This window comes from Undibacterium sp. Di24W, assembly GCF_049340325.1.
In the GTDB taxonomy this organism is placed as follows: domain Bacteria; phylum Pseudomonadota; class Gammaproteobacteria; order Burkholderiales; family Burkholderiaceae_D; genus Undibacterium.
The window spans coordinates 98,175-115,994 of the sequence record NZ_JBMPOP010000007.1; the positions used below are offsets into that span (position 1 = coordinate 98,175).

The window sequence follows — 17,820 nt, forward strand, 5'->3', positions numbered from 1 at the left end:
GCTTTATTCATTTAGTCCTAAATGCTATGAGTACTAGCATATAAAGATCAGCAAACCATCTTAGAACTTGAGCGCTACGCCAACACTCACATTAGTCGCATCTTTACTTGGGCGTTGAATTTCTAAACGTGTACTCAAAGTTGAAGAGAAGTTGTAAGCAACTCCCAGACCAAACAAAACGCCAGAATCAGAGGCCTTACCACTGAAACCTTTGTAAGAAGCACTAGCTGACAATTTGTTGTAACCAACACGTCCCAGCAGGTCGAAACCATTACCAATTTCAGTTGTGCCAACCAATGACAGAGCAGATTGCGTTAAATCTACGTCTGTTTTATAAACGGAAAATGAAGCCAATTTGCGATAGCCGCCTTCAATAGCCAAACCATTTGTGAATTGATAACCAGCAAAACCACCGAAACTAGACTTACGACCAGACAAGTCATCAACTTTTGTACTACCTGCGTCGAGGCCAGCATAAAAACTTGGTTTATCAGCAGCAAATGTGGAGGACGCAGACAAAGCCAACGCGACAACAGCAATAATTTTTTTCAACATAGTAAACCTATTAAATAATAAACATCTCAAAAAATTTGAGATGCGCATTATATATTAAAAAAACAATTAACTGCACTTTTTTCAATCTTTTTTCTTACCTGTAAATGCCAAAAACAATTAAGTTCGAATCCAGAAACGTGAAATTGATTGATGCCCAATTTGATATTAATTGAAATCAATCAACTTATCTAAGAAAAAATGCAGCTGATCCAAGTGAAGATTTTTTATCATTGAAGGCTATCAATTCTTTTTACTGAGTGGCTTCCTGATTTGCGCTCAACCCGTCTTACTGCACCTAAAATCTGAAAAAAATTTGCGGCATACCATGGAAATTTGCTTCGACTAAGTTGAGTAAAAAATCGAAAAGAGTTGATCGGGTAAATGTCTTGATCTTAGAGATAAAAACTCAGCGCCTAGCTTGGCTGAATCTGAGCTTAAGATTGAACGCCTTCTAGCAAAGAAATTTCTACGCTGCGCAAACGAACGAAATATACGTTTGATTAATTCTTCTTAGCAGCAGGTTTAATAACTTGTGGCTTACTTTCGACCTGACTACCTGCATCCAAAATCTGAACAAAAATTTCATCCTTCTTGATCATGCCTAGTTCAAAACGGGCGCGTTCTTCGACGGCGGCCGTACCGTTTTTTAAGTCTTGCACTTCGGAGTCTAATTTAGCATTGCGCTCTTTTAGACCGTCGTTTTTTACCCGTGCTGCGGTTACCTGTTTGTCTAACTCGCCAACACGCAGCCAGCCGCCTTTGCCTAACCACAGTGGATACTGGATCAGGACTAACAAAGCTAGTAAGGCTAAGGTAATTAGACGCATGTGATCTTAGATCAAGATAAACAATTCAGGAAAATTCTACAACGATAAAAAGGGGAAGTCGTCTTCCCCTTTTTTTTACTTCGGTATGCCGATTACTTCAAATTATAAAACGCATCACGGCCTGGGTAGCTCGCGATTTCGCCCAAATCTTCTTCGATGCGCAAGAGTTGGTTGTATTTAGCCATACGATCAGAACGTGACATCGAGCCAGTTTTGATTTGCAAAGCATTCATACCAACAGCGATGTCAGCAATCGTGCTGTCTTCCGTTTCGCCCGAGCGATGAGAAATCACGGCAGTATAACCAGCGCGTTTTGCCATTTCGATCGCGGCGAAAGTTTCTGTCAAAGTACCAATTTGATTGATTTTGATCAGGATAGAATTAGCGATACCTTTTTGTATGCCTTCTTTCAAAATCTTGGTGTTTGTTACGAACAAGTCGTCACCCACGATTTGTACTTTTTTGCCGAGTTTTTCGGTCAGAATTTTCCAACCTTCCCAATCGCCTTCCGCCATGCCATCTTCGATCGAGATGATAGGATATTTGTCGACCCAAGTTGCCAACAAGTTGGTGAAGTCGGTTGAAGACAAAGTTAAGCCTTCGCCTTCCAAATGATATTTGCCGTCTTTGTAGAATTCACTCGCTGCGCAATCTAAGCCCAACGCGATTTGTGTACCTGGTGTGTAACCAGCCGCTTCGATCGCTTGAATAATCAACTTGATCGCTTCTTCGTGGTTTTCTACGGAAGGTGCAAAACCACCTTCATCACCAACCGCTGTCGTCAAACCTTTGTCGTGCAAGATTTTTTTCAAGTTATGAAAAACTTCTGCGCCATAACGAATCGCTTCGCGGAAAGTAGGTGCGCCAACCGGGATGATCATGAATTCTTGAATATCCAGATTATTGTCAGCATGTGCACCGCCGTTGATAACGTTCATCATCGGCACTGGCAATTGCATCGCGCCAGAGCCACCGAAGTAACGGTACAAAGGCAAACCCGCTTCTTCCGCCGCTGCTTTAGCAACTGCCATGGACACTGCCAACATGGCGTTGGCACCTAAACGTGCTTTATTTTCTGTGCCGTCGAGATCGATCAACGTTCGATCCAAGAAAGCTTGTTCATTCGCATCCAAACCCATGATCGCTTCTGCGATTTCTGTGTTGATGTTTTCGCAGGCTTTCAATACACCCTTGCCCATGTAACGGGACTTGTCGCCATCGCGCAATTCAATCGCTTCGCGGGAACCAGTTGATGCACCAGAAGGCACAGCAGCGCGGCCCATCACACCAGACTCCAACAAGACATCACATTCCACAGTTGGATTGCCGCGTGAATCAATAATTTCACGACCGATAATATCAACGATAGCACTCATTCAAATTCTCCTAAACAATCAAATTACAAAAATATTGGTTTTAAGTCTGGTGCGAAAATCACAAACTATCGGGTTCGATCTTGTAGAAACTGCGCGAGCAAATCAAGCTTCTCGTTTTGTCTGCGCCTGCCCTCTTCTCCAAAACACATTTGTGGTTTTGAAGCGATCATCATCTACCCACACTTTGAAACCGATGATAAAAATTTGCCTCGCAAAGTCACTAAGCTTTGCGAGGCAATACTTGTTAAATAAAACTAGATTCTAAAAATCCGTTTTTCTTGACCACCCGATCGAGATCGATCAAGGTCGCCAGTAGTTCTTTCATACGTCCTAGTGGCACTGCGTTGGGGCCATCTGACATCGCTTGTGCAGGATTTGGATGGGTCTCCATGAACAAGCCTGAAATACCCACTGCCACTGCAGCACGCGCCAAGACTGGCACGAATTCACGCTGACCGCCTGACGATGTGCCTTGACCACCTGGCAATTGCACGGAATGCGTCGCATCGAAAACGACTGGGCAATTGGTTTCACGCATGATAGCGAGTGAACGCATATCAGAAACCAGATTGTTATAGCCGAAAGAGACGCCACGTTCGCAGGCCATGAAATTATCTTCTGGCAGACCGGCTTCTTTCGCTGCCAAGCGCGCTTTGGCGATGACGTTGATCATATCGTGTGGGGCCAGGAACTGACCCTTTTTGATATTCACAGGTTTGCCTGATTGCGCACAAGCTTGGATAAAATCTGTTTGACGGCACAAGAAGGCTGGCGTTTGCAACACATCGACCACTGCGGCGACTGGTTTGATCTCTTCAATCGCGTGGATATCTGTCAACACATGAACGTTCAATTGCTTTTTCACGTCGGCTAAAATTTCCAAACCCTTTTCCATACCTAAACCACGGAAGGAAGTGCCTGAAGAACGGTTTGCTTTATCAAATGACGATTTGTAGATAAAAGGAATTCCGAGTTCGGTAGTGATTTCTTTCAAAGCGCCTGCGGTATCCATCGCCATTTGATGCGATTCAATCACACATGGACCAGCGATCAAAAAGAAAGGATGATCTAGACCTACGTCAAATCCACATAATTTCATGCTGTTGTTCCTTTATCGATTACGCTTGCGCTGCGCGTTTATGCGCAATCGCAGCTTGAGCAAACGCGGTGAACAATGGATGTCCGTCACGTGGTGTCGATTTAAATTCAGGGTGATATTGCACCCCCAAATAGAACGGATGTACGCTCTTCGGTAACTCAATAATTTCACACAAATCTTCTGTTGGTGTACGAGCAGAAACTACGAGACCCGCATCTTCAACGCGTTTCAAGTAGTGATTATTCGCTTCATAACGATGACGATGACGCTCAGTTACCACATTGCCGTAGATATCAGAAGCCAGTGTGTTTGGCTGAACGGCGCAAGTCTGCGCACCTAAACGCATGGTGCCGCCGAGGTCAGAATTTTCATCGCGTGTTTCGACTTTACCGTCATGGCTTTGCCATTCGTTGATCAAGGCTACCACTGGTTGTTCTGTTTCCAAATCGAACTCGGTGGAGTTTGCCATGCTCAAGCCCGCTTTGTTACGCGCATATTCGATCAGGGCAACTTGCATACCTAAGCAGATACCGAGGTAAGGAATCTTGTTTTCGCGCGCATAACGTGCCGCCAAAATTTTGCCTTCTACGCCGCGCTTACCGAATCCGCCTGGCACCAAAATCGCATCGTATTTTTCCAATGCTTTTGTACCGTGCGCTTCGATTTCTTCAGAATCGACATACTCGATATTCACACGGCTTTCGGTGTGGATACCTGCGTGACGCAAAGCCTCTGTCAAAGATTTGTATGACTCAGTCAAATCGACATACTTACCAACCATGCCAATCGTGACTTCTTCTTTTGGATTATCCAGTGCGTAGATCAACTTGTCCCACATGGACAAATCAGCTGGTTTCGGATTCAAACCCAATTTATCACAGATGATCTTATCCAAGCCTTGATCGTGCAACATCTGTGGAATCTTGTAAATGGTATCGGCATCCCAAACAGAAATAACCGCTTCTTCCACCACGTTAGAGAAAAGGGAAATCTTGGCGCGTTCATCATCAGGAATACGGCGATCAGCACGGCACAATAAAGCGTCTGGGAAAATACCGATTTCGCGCAATTTCTGCACACTGTGTTGAGTTGGCTTGGTTTTCAATTCGCCAGCAGAAGCTAAGAAAGGCACCAAAGTCAAATGCACGAAGGCAGCAGCATTACGACCTGCACGCAAGCTCAATTGACGCGCAGCTTCCAAGAATGGCAGAGATTCGATATCACCGACCGTACCACCGATTTCAACTAAAGCGACGTCAAAACCTGCTGCACCACGATGGATGTATTCTTGAATTTCATTAGTAATATGCGGAATCACTTGGACAGTTTTGCCCAAATACTCACCGCGACGTTCTTTACGAATCACGGATTCATAAATCTGACCAGTCGTGAAGTTATTCACTTTTTTCATCTTCGCAGAGATGAAACGCTCGTAGTGACCCAAATCCAAATCCGTTTCAGCGCCGTCATCTGTGACGAACACTTCACCGTGCTGGAATGGACTCATGGTACCCGGATCCACATTGATGTAGGGATCGAGTTTGAGCATGGTAACTTTGAGACCGCGCGATTCAAGAATAGCAGCGAGTGAGGCAGCAGCGATGCCTTTGCCTAGAGAGGAGACGACGCCCCCAGTAACGAATACGAACTTAGTCATTGCAGAAGGTGCCAGACGGCACAAGCGGGAAATTCGAATTATACATCAAGACGCCATTGATGACACGTCGACCGGGAGATTTTTTCTACCAGCGCTGAAGTGGAATTTCATTGAAGGCCATCGAAAGTAAGTCGATTTGTAAGTTGAGGCAAAAACGACAAACTAATTTATTTTATGGAAACATAACGATAACTGTTGGATTATCAAATAAATTCAATCAAAATATAATCAACACATGTCACTTATGACCATGCAATAATATCAAGAAAAATATTTGTACGACAGCCACGCCCTGCATGCACAACTCTGAAGAGATAACCCATGTCCGTATTTGCTAAATATCATCTTGGCAGCCTGTTAGGACGCAGCGCACATCTGCACGACATGTTTAATCCCATAACCCTGCCCGAACTGAACTTCCGCGATCCCAAAGCGCCCTTGATTGAATTGCGGCCCTTGTGCGCCGCCGATTTGGTTTCCTGGTTCGACTATCTAAGGCTAGAAGAAATTCGGCAGCGTACCAGTTGGAATGTCAACTCGCCTGCGGATTTACAGCAATTTATTCGTAAGCCTGACTGGTCTAGTCCCCATGCGCAAATCAAATTCGCAATTGCCAATAAAGACGATGAACAGTTAATAGGTACGATAGGCTTTCACAGCATCTCACAAACGAATCAAAGCGCGGAAATCGCTTACGATTTGAATCCTCTGTATTGGGGCAAAGGCATCGCTACGGTGGCTTGTCGCGCACTGACGCAATGGGCGCACCAGCAGGGCCAATTTCAACGCATACAAGCGACTGTTTTGGATAGCAATTTCAACTCTCGACGAGTATTAGAGAGGTGCGGCTTTAATCTAGAAGGTCACTTAAAGAAATATCGAATCGTTCGTGGAGAGTCGCGTGACTACTGGATGTTCAGTCACATTCTCTAAATAAAGCCAAACATAAGCCGTCGATATAAGACGACCAACACATAGGGAAGCAATTACCATGCTTAAACTTATTCAATGGCAGTGGGAAGGCTATACCGAATTTCATCGCTCGAAACTCAATTTGCTCATGCATATCATCCTAGTGCCGGGTTTTATCTGTGCCAATCTCTATCTTATTTTTAGTCTAATCAATGGCCGCTATTTGCTCGCACTACTTTCCCTAGCCAGTATGGGTTTATCCATTGCACTACAAGGACTGGGGCACAAGCAAGAGGCACAGCCATCCATTCCGTTTATCGGCGCAATTAATGCTGTATCACGCCTGCTTATCGAACAATGGATTAATTTCCCTCGCTTTGTAATATCTGGCGGCTGGTGGCGTGCTTTACAACACGCTGCTTAACTTTTGTATGACAAATCAAGCGCTATCCACCCTTATTGTTTTTGCGGTATCAGGACAAAAAAACTCGCGTTTCATCTGTCTAATGAACCCAAATAAAGTGGCAAATAAACTTAATTCTTGGATAAGCCAAAAAATTTCTAAGAAGAGCCTTTGAACAAAGCTATCTTAAAATTCAAAGCTCTAAAGATTTTTGCATCCGTTTAGACTTTTTCTACGTATAAGCTTGGACAAACACTTATTGATTTCACCAAGTACTACCCTGTTTGTACGAACTGACACTCAACTCACTTATGCAAAAAGGCACCCCATTGTCAAACACATCCACTCCATCGAAGCCCCTTGACCCAGGGCAAATGCACTTATGGCTGCTGGCAGTCGCTAAGCAAGATGCGCAAGCATTCCATTCCCTTTACGAAGTGAGTTCACCCAAACTATTTGGCTTTGTCATGCGTATTTTGCAGCAACGCGAACTAGCCGAAGAAGTGTTGCAAGATAGCTTCGTGAATATTTGGAACAATGCCTCCAGCTACCACGCCAGTCTCGCCTCCCCGATGACATGGATGACTACCATAGTACGCAACAGAGCTTTTGATTTGCTACGTAAACTGAATAATGGCCAGCACCTCAACGTCAGTTACGATACTGATGCCTTTGAAACAGAAATTTGGCAAGCAATGGAAAGTCAAGATGCAACGCCGATACAAGCATTAGAACTCAGCCAGGATGCAGCATCCCTAGCGCGTTGTATGTCACGCTTAGAAGGTCTGCATCGACAGGCCATGAGTCTGGCTTACTTCCACGATTTATCCCATAGTGAAGTGGCAGAGCAAATGCAGCTACCTATGGGCACGGTAAAAACCTGGATACGTCGTAGCCTTGAGAAATTGAAAGTTTGCCTAAGCAAAGGAGCCTTGGCATGAATATTCAACACAATCAGCGCCTGCAACATCAATTGGCGGCAGAATTTGTTCTTGGCACGCTACGTGGTGGCGCACGACGTCGCTTTAGGGCCTGGCTACAAACCGATCCTCATTTGCAACAAATCGTCAGAGAATGGCAGGCACACTTAATGCCGATGATGGAGTTTTCCACACCTAAGGTGCCACAAGCACAAGTTTGGAGCAATATAGAAAAGCAGCTCAAGCTCGGTGCAGAACGCGGTCAAAAAGCCTTCTTTCGATTTCTGCACGAGTTGCAGTTTTGGCGTGGCCTCAGCTTGGTAGCAAGTGCAGCCCTGATCTTAATGGCGGTGTTTGTCTTCAAGCCACAAGACAGCAGCCTGCCAGCTGAAATGTATGTGGCGACTCTATCCGATGACAAAGCTCAACCTATCGCCGTCATCTCTAGCGATAGCAAACGCCGTCAGGTCTTATTGCGCTTCGTCAATCGACCCCAAATAGCCAACAATCAAAGTTTAGAACTTTGGTCAATTTCAAAAGAAGGCAAGATACGATCCTTAGGCTTAGTCGATCAGGTCACCAATGCAGCAGATACGACAGGCGCGGTGTTACGGATTAATTTACCAGAAGGTGTTACTAACGCTACGCCACAACTCCTGGCAATTTCCTTAGAACCGAAAGGTGGCTCTGGCAATCCTGAAAAACCTAGCGGGCCAATTCTATTCAAAGGCAACTGGTTGAAAACAGCTTAATGAGTATTTAATAAATATCAACAAAAAATATCCCTTCTACTTGCCCAAAAAGAAGGGATATTTTTCTCAATAAGCAGCCCCAAGCAATCCTCCATAGATTCAAAATTCAACTAGTTTAAAAAATTTTTGATTTTTTTAAAAATAATTGAATCCATTCTCAAACGTCGTTCGTATAAGTATTAACAGCAATTATTTGTTAAATGAAATTGCCTGAGCAATTTAGATTCGCAAAAAAGTCTGTCTGTATTTTTATTCGCAAAACACAACGTAAATAGGGAGTCATCATGCATTTTTCCATTTCTGACAGTGCTTCACACCGCACACGCAGCCGAACCAGCAAAATTATCCTTCTCGCCAGCTTAAGCTTAGGCTTTCAAGCGGCGCAAGCGCAAGATTCACTTGCACCCGACATGGGCAAGCTAACCGCCACTGGTGGTGTCAGCCAAGTCGAAGGCGCTGGTGGCGGTGGCTTGACGCCTTGGGCTTTAATCACTGGCTACGGTACACGTGATAGTTACGGCGCTAACGTTCACTACACCCAAGCAAATACTCAGGATTACAGCTTGAAAACCTATGGTGCGGCGATTGGGATCGCAGATCGTGTTGAATTTTCACTCGCCAAACAAGAATTCACTGGCAGCCTCGCTCCTTTAAATGCACTCAACCTAAAACAGGATATTTTCGGCATCAAAGTCAAGTTAGCTGGTGATGCGGTATATGACCAGACCGGTTGGATGCCACAAATTGCCGCTGGTATGCAATACAAACGGGATGCACGTATTGGTGGTTTGGGAGCGCTTGGCGTCACTAATGTGAAGCAATTAGGCGCGAAAGATGATCGCGGCGTTGATTATTATGTATCAGCGACCAAGATCTATCTGGCACAAAGCCTTTTAGTTAACGGCACATTGCGCGCAACTAAAGCGAATCAAATGGGCTTACTCGGTTTTGGCGGGGATAAAAAAGACCAGTATCAAGCGCAATTAGAAGGCTCAATTGCCTATCTGATCAATCGCAAATTAGTAGTGGGAGCTGAATACAGGATGAAACCACGCAATTTGGGCGTGGACAATGAGAAAGATTATTCCGACGTCTTTGTCGCCTACTTCCCCACTAAAAACTTCTCAGTAACCGCCGCCTATGTGAAACTGGGTGACATCACTATTTTCAACCCAAAGACACAACGCGGCTGGTACCTTTCCCTGCAAGCCGGGTTCTGATCCCGCAATTTTGCCTTTAAAAGTACACCTCAATTTAATTATAGAAATTATAGAAAGATCGCATCATGAAAAACTCACTTCAAACTAGCTTCGCAAAATTTTTGACCATCATCGGCTTTACTAGTTTCGCACTTTGTATCGGTTTCTCCGCGCAAGCCCAAAACATGGATAAAGACGACAGCATCTATCAAGGTTTAGGCAAGAAAGAAGGAATCACTAAAATCGTGAATGACTTTGTTCCTATGATATTAGCGGATCAACGCATTGCTCATTTCTTCTCAAAAGTCAAAAAAGAAGAATTCTCTGAATTATTAGTCGCTCAATTTTGTGAGTTGGCAGGTGGTCCATGCCAGTACAAAGGGCGTGATATGTACGAATCACATCAAGGAATGGAAATTAGCAATGCGCACTTCAATGCTTTAGCAGAAGACTTGCAAATGGCGATGGAGAAGAATGATATCCCGTCATCCATCTCCAACAAATTGGTCGCCAAATTGGCACCAATGCAACGCCCTATTGTCAGCAAATAATTACTGCGATTCGTGGAGCGATGTTCTTATTCGACATTCTTATTCATGAATAGTCCGCTTAGATAAGAACATCCACCAAACTCCTCAATTTTGAACACACTACTTCAGAAAAACCTAGTTATGGCGATCAACCTCACGTTCCATCAGCAATTAACGGCCTTACGTCCGCAACTATTGCGCTTCGCCAGACAAAAAATCCGTGATGAAGCTATCGCCGAAGATACGGTACAAGAGACCTTATTGGCTGTCTTAGAAAGCCCTGATCGCTATGCAGGCAAATCGTCTTTATCGACCTATGTGATCAGTATCTTAAAATTCAAAATCATCGATGACTTCCGCAAAAGCATCCGTCACATCACTCACAACGCCACTCAGGGCACAAAATTGGCGAACAACCGATTTGATGAGGATATTTTTGAAAGTGCAACGACCTGTATGGAAGAAGATGGCATTTCTAAGATTCGCTATGGAATTACACAAAGTAGCTTGTGTAGCGAATCAAATCCTTTAACAGAACTGGAGCAAAAAAACTTTTTTGTGAATTTGGAAATTGCATTACATGACTTGCCACCCAAAAGCGCACGAGCCTTTACATTATCAGACTGCATGGAATTAGATAGCGACGAAATATGTGAAGAACTCGGTATCACTAAAAACAATTTGATGGTGTCAGTACATAGGGCGCGCCATGCTTTGCGCAGCGCCCTCGTGCACCTTCACCACTAACTTGACATCACATCGAATAGGTTAATTGTAGTTTGGCGAAATTTTGCGCGCCTTTGGCATTTGATAATTCTTTTATTTCAGAACCACGACGCAGCACGGATGCATAAAAACCCCAGGTATCGCCACGATACTGGTAACCAAGTTCCACCTCAGGGATCACGCGATTAGGATTAATGACTAATTTTTGATCGCGGAAATACCCCCCCTGCAAACTAGCATTATAGCCAACCGCTTTGATTTCCGCGCGGCCAAAAACAAAACTGCCTGGTGCGTCGATGCTGCTGTTTAGTCGACCATAACGCCACATCACCTCAGTCTTCGCATCCGTAAAAATATTGCCGACACGTGCTTTAAAACGCGTACCTAGATCTGAATCCGTACTCAAATTCCATGCGGCTGGGCTAAATTCTGCATTCAATACCGCTCCCCATTCTTGCTTAAGCTGGGTGCTCCACGCTTGCGGCAAGGGTTGATTGAACAATCTATGCAAATTGGTTTGTGTCCATTCGCCTGCGGCACAGGGGCCAAAGCAACCTAGTTCGATGCCCAATTTGGTGCCACTACCGCCTTTATTTTGAACCTGTTTAAACACACCCGCATACAACCAAGCAGCGTACGGATGATCAAATTTATTAATCTGTCCCGGGCGTAATTTGATATCTGATGCAGTGTATAAATCTTGCCCGACGTACCAAGCATAAGCCGTGCTCTGTTGTGGTGTTGCCAGAAATTGACGCACGATCAAATGGTTGCCACTGGTATAAAAGCCATCATCTCGCTTGAGCAGCAAGCTATCGTTTTCCACATCCAGTGTTACGCTGGTGCGGCCTTGCGCCTGCACTTTTTGGTATTCTTGTATTGATGGAAAAAAATCTTGAGCTTGAGCGCTAAAGGCGAACAAAGAGAGTGTAGCTATAAGGGATGTACGCATAGTCCAATGAGAAGTTTGACAAAACAAATAGAGAGAAATACGCCGTCTAATGCGTATCCAATTTTACGCTAGTATTGACACTGAACAAACTGTACTAGCATGGCCCACTCAACTACTCACTCAGCAATGTTACTCGGACTGACTGCTAACAATCTTTGTATCATCGCATGGCAAGCCTGGGCAGTTTTCTCTGGCATTTCCATAGGCAGCAAATGTCCCGCTGGCAGCTGTACGAAATAATCGCCACACATTTTACGTGTGGCCTCTAATCCGCCCTGGCGGCATTCTATCGACTCCGAGCCACCTACAAAACCAATTGGAACACGCAAGCCGTGCCGGGCAATCGTACCTAAATTGCCCGGCAAACTCAGGTAGATGGCCGTTTCAATTTCACGAGTAAATTTTAAGCTGATACCATCGGGATGGGTCTGCATGCCCGCATCGATATAGTCTTGCAATACTTCTGGCGGCCAAATCGCAAATTTTTCTTTTGATGAAAAATGTTCGAAGGCTTCTTGCTTATCGCGCCAGAGCATGCGACGTCTAGCCGAAAATTGCGCTGGGGAGTATTTTTCCAACAATCCTAATGCACGGAAGGTTTTAAGGAATAGCGAACGCCACCCTGTGACCACGGGTGAATCTATCATCAACACGCAACGCACCAGATCAGGTCTGCGACTCGCCGCCATTAAAGACAAAATGCCGCCCAAGGAATGTCCCAGCAAAATCACTGGTTCATGATAATTTTTCTGTAAAGTATCAATCAACTCTTGCACCAGAAACGGCCAGTTGGTCGTCACCGGATACTCGGGATTATGTCCATGCATTTCTAAAACGTGGATCTCATAGTCGGGCTGCAATTGCTCTAACATCTGACGATAAGTCCCCGCAGGAAAACTATTACCGTGGCAAAAATGGACTACTGGTTTGGACATAGCTTGCAACTTCACATTGAGATTAGGTTTGATAAGACTAAGTTGGAAACACGGGGCGAAGTAAGCCTCATCGTGAGTACCAATATCGCGCATGATCTTTGCGATATTCATTCACCGTTATTACGCTGCCAAATTGTAATGTGATTGCACCGCTTGTGTCCGTCCTTAGAGGCTTTATTCCAAAATCCAAATACCGCTGCATCACCTCGGGTTTGGGATGTTGGTAGCGATTTAAGTAGCCAACTTGAAACAAGGCCAACTCGGGTCTCACGGACTGCAAAAAGGGCGTGGTCGATGAGGTGCCACTGCCATGATGCGGTGCCAATAAAACGTCTGCTTTTAATTTACCCGGAATACTGTTAACTAATTCATCTTCCTGTATAGCTTCGATATCGCCTGTCAGTAACAAACTATGAGTTTTTGTTGATATCTTTAAAGTACAACTTAATGCATTGCTCTTCCACTTGCTACTTGTATATATCACAGGCACCGGATGCAAGACTTCAAACTGTACACCGTCCCAATTCCATGATTGCCCCGCTTGACAGCGTCGATGTTGATGGGCTGCTAGCACAATAGGATGTGTAGCCACTAAGGAAGATGACAGCAAGTCGATATCCAGATTTTGTATCAAACTCAAAGCCCCACCAGAATGATCGCTATCACTATGGGTAATCATCAACTGATCGAGTCGATGAATGCCACGCCCCTGAAGATAAGGCAGCAAAACTCGGGTACCCGCATTGGCTTCTGCTGAAAATCCCGGACCTGTGTCGTACAGCATGCGATGCTTGGCGGTCTCGATCAGAACTGCACTGCCTTGCCCTACGTCAAACACGGTGACGTTCATATCTCCTGTTTCAGGCGCACTGACCGGCTGCAATAACACGGGCAAACAACAAATCACGCCAAGAAAACGCAGAGGCCATCCGCGCGGCATTAACATCCAAAGCACGCCTATCATCGCCAACGCAAACATCCACCAAGAAGGAATAGGCGCACGCCAGACAGCCCATGAATTTTTGCTTAACATAGTCAAGAACTGCGCCAGCAAACTGATCAACTCATGTGCCAAGGTAAGTAAAAGGGTAGAAACTGGCGCCGGTAAAACACTACCTGACAAAGCTAAAGGCGTCACCACAAAACTCACCAAAGGTATGGCAATTGCGTTCGCAATCGGGCTAATTATTGAAACTTGCGCGAATAAAAGTAAACTTAAGGGAACCAAACCCATCGTCACTGCATATTGAGCGCGACCAGCAAGGTACAATTTTTCTCCAATCACCTGCCACCTGACTGTCCATGTGCTTATCGATTGTGTATCGTCGTTAGTCTTTACAGGAAAATGGTAGCGACCTAAAGAAGCGAAGAGCAGGACACCGACTGCTGCAAACGACAAGTAGAAACCCGGTGACATAACCGCCCAAGGGTCAAGCAGTAATACTAAGCCCAATGCAATGCACAATATGTGAGTAATACTGGCAGTGCGTCCACTCCAGACAGCTATCGCCACAACCAGCAACATCCAAAGCGTACGCTGTGCCGGCACGCCAAAACCTGCTAAAGCAACATAAATGAAGGCTGCTACAACACCAGCGATAGTCGCCACTTTAGGTGCAGGTAAACGCAAGGGCAACTGCGCTTGCGTAAAAAACGAATGCCGCCATAAGTAATACATCAGTGAAGCGAAAATACCGGCAATCATGGTGATATGCAAACCAGAAATCGAAATTAAATGTCCTATCCCAGTACGATTGAAAATTTGCCAGTCTCTTTGCGTGATATCTCGTTGATCGCCGATCACCAAGGCGGCGATTACGCCAGCGTATGTCGCTTCACCCAAGGTCGACATAATTTTTTCACGCAGAAAATAACGTGCACGTTGGTTCAGATTATGCAGGCTCCAAACAAATTCTTGCTGAAACTGGTTCGCAGCTGCTGCCGTATTTTCGCTAGTACTAGCGCGTACTGAGCCAGTCGCGCGTATGCCCTGCTCCAACAACCAGACTTCATAATCGAAACCATCAGGATTAGAATTGCCATGCGGACGCTTTAAACGCACGGTCAATTGCCAGCGCTGCCCGGGACGTAAATCTGCAACCGCGATGGGATTCGAGGGCTGATCAAACCAACCCAAGGCAAGTCTGCTGGGAAGCCTAGGCAAAGCCGCCCCATCAATACTTACGGGCTCGGCTATGGCATCATACTTCTCGACCAAAAAATCAAACCGCACCCCTTGCGGAACGCGGTTAGGTAGATTATCGATCACGCCTGTGATTTGCAAATCGCGGTTTTCTAGAGCTGACGGTAGTTGTTCGCTTAAGTAAAAATGAGCGTAGGTTCCAGCCCAGCAAAATCCCAACAGCACGGCAAAGAGTATTTGTAAGCCTAACCTCAGTTGCAGCTTCAGTTGCAGCTTCGTTTGCAACCATAGTTGATATTCTTGCTGTAGTCTCGACGCTAACTTCCGCTGCAATGGGAATACCAGCAGCAAGAATAGGGAAACCGGGCAAACTATATACGCCCACAATGGCAACAATTCGTCCTGTTGCTGTAACAGCGCCACTCCAACCGCAAAACCGATCAGCGCCAGCCGCACTATTTTCTAACTCAAACTAACTTGTCCTGCCATGCGCGGCAGTACGGACAAAACATTCGCACTAGTTTGCTGTGCGGCTTCCGTTATCGTAAGTTGGCGCAAGCTGGCGAACTCATGACCTATCTGAACCAACTCGCCAGGCGAATTGATCCCGGGGTGACACCAGCGCGGCGCAATGTCGGGCGCATCGGTTTCCAAGACGATACTAGTGATCGGCAGTTCACTAGCGAGGCGTCGAATTTGTAAAGCACGGGTAAAAGTCATGGCACCACCAAAGCCCAATTTAAATCCAAGATCAATAAAATGCTGCGCTTGCTGTTCGCTGCCATTGAAAGCATGTGCAATACCACCCTGAACAGGAATACGTCGCAAAAATTTTAATATTTTATCTTGCGATTTTCGCACATGCAAAAGTACAGGCAAACTAAAATCTCGTGCTATTTTTAATTGTTCGCTATAAAAAAACTCCTGTTTCTCTTTTAGCGGCGAGACAGTTAAGGCGGGCACAAAAAAATCCAAACCGATTTCACCGATCGCGACCAAGCGCTTACCTGTCACGGGATCATTGAGCAAACGTGCGACTTCCTCACGCAAAAATTCCAAGTCTTGCTCCACTGAAGTCGCGACATACATAGGATGTATGCCTAGTGCAAAAAAACAATCAGACCTTTGCGATGCGAGTTGTTGGACTTTGGCAAAATTTGATTTATGCACGGCAGGTATCACAATCGCTGATACGCCCATACGTACGGCCTCGTCAGCTAAGTCCAAAGAATGTGTCCCAAACTCACTAGCGTCGAGATGGCAATGGCTGTCTATCCACATTATGTCAATTTACTTTCCTAAGTTTAAGACTGCTTCTTGAGAAAAATACATTCTACAATAGTGCGACAAACTAGGATGTCAGGCCGCATTTTCTATACAACAGTCTTTCTCAGAGCCTTGCTAGGCTGAGGTAATGTGCAACATGAACTTGGCAGGATGTGGGTCAAAATCAGGGGTATTTTTTTCAATATTGACGCGCTTTTCTGGCACAACTGGGCTAGGATTGGCGCTTCATTCATGGAACAACTGCAATGAAAGGTGTATTGTGATTATCGCTTTTTGTGCAATACTCTGACTAGTTGAATTGAATTTCCTATACGTTTAGGTGGCTTGAACTTTCTATCCGTCATCCGTCTCCATTATCCGTTGTTTGTCGCATATCTTTATTGAGGTATCACATGTCAAATAAACGCATTTCCATGTCTGATATTGTGCTGGGACAACCACTACAATGGGATATCTATGGCAATGATGGAAATCTATTGCTAAGACGTGGCTTCGTCGTTAGTAGCACTAACCAAGTCGAGACTTTGATAGAGCGTGGTTTGTATGTCGATGGAAATCAGTTAGATCAAGCCCGCGATAAAAAACCTTTTCTAAAGGTGGTAGAACAACCCTCTGTCGTACGCATCATTACTCAAGTACGTAATGAGCTGCGTACACTGTCCTATAATTTAACGCCCGAAATCCAAGCAAGAGAAAAATTCTTAGCGCTCGCGAAACAGGTTGTTATTGCGACTTTTCTCGACGCGGATGTTGCTTTAGGCTGTATTTTATTACATCAAGAGGGAAACTATTCTGCGAGGCATTGTGTAGACAGTGCCGTTGTAGCAATTTTGATCGCACGTGCACTCAAGAAAACGGAAGAGGAAATCATATTCATTGCCGCTGCTTGCTTGACGATGAACCTTAGCATGTTGCGACAACAAGAACGTTTGCAGGAAAAAAGCGACGGCCTTTTGCCTGAGGATCAAGAACTGATTTTTCGACATCCACAGGAAAGTGTCCAGCAGCTGATGACAGTCGGTGTGAAAGATGAGCATTGGCTGACTTGGATATTGCATCATCATGAGAACGAAGATGGTACTGGGTACCCTCTGAAAAAAAAGAGTGCGGAGATCCCCCAAAATTCGAAAATCATTTCGATTGCGGATCGTTACTGCGCCAGGGTATGTTCTCGCAGCTATCGTAAATCGATGTTACCAAACGCGGCGCTACGTGACATTCTTATCGGCGGAAAAACGACTGTTGACCTAATGTTGGTGACCTTGTTCATTCGTGAGCTTGGAACCTACCCGATTGGTACCTTTGTAAAACTAGAGAGTGGTGAAATTGGTGTGGTGACGAGTAAGGGTGCAACGACGACGACACCCAATGTGCACTCGCTGATTGGCCCGCGTGGCGCACCTCTGCTCGCGCCAATAAAACGTGACACTCAAAAAACCTTGCATGCGATTCGAGAAGTATTGCATCGAGATCAAGTTCAGATTCGATTCAGTATGCGGCAGCTTTGGGGTGATGTTGCATCACAATAATAGAGTGTCACTACGTTA

Annotated in this window: 17 protein-coding genes; 8 read left to right on the forward strand and 9 right to left on the reverse strand. The window is 45.2% G+C overall.

The features are described 5' to 3' along the window. Positions 1-60: 60 nt before the first annotated feature. From ACO0KZ_RS15575 to ACO0KZ_RS15595, 5 genes are all read right to left on the reverse strand, one after another. Entirely contained in the window at positions 61-555 is a 495-nt protein-coding gene (locus tag ACO0KZ_RS15575; RefSeq protein ID WP_422996824.1) for a porin family protein, read from the reverse strand. Positions 556-1,055: 500 nt separating this feature from the next. Beyond that, entirely contained in the window at positions 1,056-1,382 is a 327-nt protein-coding gene (ftsB, locus tag ACO0KZ_RS15580; protein WP_422996826.1) for a cell division protein FtsB, read from the reverse strand. 92 nt (positions 1,383-1,474) lie between these two features. After that, a complete protein-coding gene (eno, locus tag ACO0KZ_RS15585; protein ID WP_422996828.1) occupies positions 1,475-2,758 on the reverse strand; it encodes a phosphopyruvate hydratase in 1,284 nt (427 codons plus the stop codon). Positions 2,759-3,002: 244 nt separating this feature from the next. Then, the gene (kdsA, locus tag ACO0KZ_RS15590; protein ID WP_422996830.1) at positions 3,003-3,857 is read right to left on the reverse strand and encodes a 3-deoxy-8-phosphooctulonate synthase; all 855 of its coding nucleotides are present in this window, start codon (positions 3,855-3,857) and stop codon (positions 3,003-3,005) included. A gap of 19 nt (positions 3,858-3,876) precedes the next feature. Next, entirely contained in the window at positions 3,877-5,514 is a 1,638-nt protein-coding gene (locus ACO0KZ_RS15595; protein ID WP_422996832.1) for a CTP synthase, read from the reverse strand. Between the two features lie 321 nt (positions 5,515-5,835). On the opposite strand from ACO0KZ_RS15595, the gene ACO0KZ_RS15600 reads away from it, so the two are divergent. From ACO0KZ_RS15600 to ACO0KZ_RS15630, 7 genes are all read left to right on the forward strand, one after another. After that, positions 5,836-6,447, forward strand: a complete 612-nt coding sequence (locus tag ACO0KZ_RS15600; protein WP_422996834.1) for a GNAT family N-acetyltransferase — start codon at positions 5,836-5,838, stop codon at positions 6,445-6,447. Between the two features lie 58 nt (positions 6,448-6,505). Beyond that, on the forward strand, positions 6,506-6,850 hold the full coding sequence (locus ACO0KZ_RS15605) for a terminase (protein ID WP_422996836.1): 345 nt from the start codon (positions 6,506-6,508) through the stop codon (positions 6,848-6,850). 353 nt (positions 6,851-7,203) lie between these two features. Then, complete coding sequence (locus tag ACO0KZ_RS15610; RefSeq protein ID WP_422997232.1) at positions 7,204-7,770, forward strand: sigma-70 family RNA polymerase sigma factor; 567 nt, start codon at positions 7,204-7,206, stop codon at positions 7,768-7,770. Next, positions 7,767-8,501 (forward strand): anti-sigma factor, encoded by a 735-nt coding sequence (locus ACO0KZ_RS15615; protein WP_422996838.1) that lies wholly within the window; start codon positions 7,767-7,769, stop codon positions 8,499-8,501. The genes ACO0KZ_RS15610 and ACO0KZ_RS15615 overlap by 4 nt, the downstream gene beginning before the upstream one ends. Positions 8,502-8,785: 284 nt before the next feature. After that, the gene (locus tag ACO0KZ_RS15620) at positions 8,786-9,721 is read left to right on the forward strand and encodes a DUF3034 family protein (RefSeq protein WP_422996840.1); all 936 of its coding nucleotides are present in this window, start codon (positions 8,786-8,788) and stop codon (positions 9,719-9,721) included. Positions 9,722-9,786: 65 nt separating this feature from the next. Further along, positions 9,787-10,251, forward strand: coding sequence for a group I truncated hemoglobin (locus tag ACO0KZ_RS15625; protein ID WP_422996842.1), 465 nt, complete (start codon positions 9,787-9,789; stop codon positions 10,249-10,251). Positions 10,252-10,371: 120 nt separating this feature from the next. Next, positions 10,372-10,977, forward strand: a complete 606-nt coding sequence (locus ACO0KZ_RS15630; RefSeq protein WP_422996844.1) for a sigma-70 family RNA polymerase sigma factor — start codon at positions 10,372-10,374, stop codon at positions 10,975-10,977. Positions 10,978-10,984: 7 nt separating this feature from the next. Here ACO0KZ_RS15630 and ACO0KZ_RS15635 read toward each other — a convergent pair whose 3' ends face one another. The 4 genes from ACO0KZ_RS15635 to ACO0KZ_RS15650 form a co-directional block, all read right to left on the reverse strand. Continuing rightward, complete coding sequence (locus tag ACO0KZ_RS15635) at positions 10,985-11,908, reverse strand: lipid A-modifier LpxR family protein (protein WP_422996846.1); 924 nt, start codon at positions 11,906-11,908, stop codon at positions 10,985-10,987. A 116-nt stretch (positions 11,909-12,024) separates the two neighbouring features. Next, positions 12,025-12,954: an alpha/beta fold hydrolase gene (locus ACO0KZ_RS15640; protein WP_422996848.1), complete on the reverse strand. Its 930-nt coding sequence runs from the start codon at positions 12,952-12,954 to the stop codon at positions 12,025-12,027. Further along, complete coding sequence (locus tag ACO0KZ_RS15645) at positions 12,911-15,442, reverse strand: DNA internalization-related competence protein ComEC/Rec2 (protein WP_422996850.1); 2,532 nt, start codon at positions 15,440-15,442, stop codon at positions 12,911-12,913. Before ACO0KZ_RS15645 ends, ACO0KZ_RS15640 begins: the two co-directional genes overlap by 44 nt. Positions 15,443-15,448: 6 nt before the next feature. Next, positions 15,449-16,267 (reverse strand): TatD family hydrolase, encoded by an 819-nt coding sequence (locus tag ACO0KZ_RS15650; RefSeq protein WP_422996852.1) that lies wholly within the window; start codon positions 16,265-16,267, stop codon positions 15,449-15,451. 398 nt (positions 16,268-16,665) lie between these two features. Between ACO0KZ_RS15650 and ACO0KZ_RS15655 the strand changes: the two genes are divergently transcribed. Then, entirely contained in the window at positions 16,666-17,802 is a 1,137-nt protein-coding gene (locus tag ACO0KZ_RS15655; protein ID WP_422996854.1) for an HD-GYP domain-containing protein, read from the forward strand. Positions 17,803-17,820 lie beyond the last annotated feature (18 nt).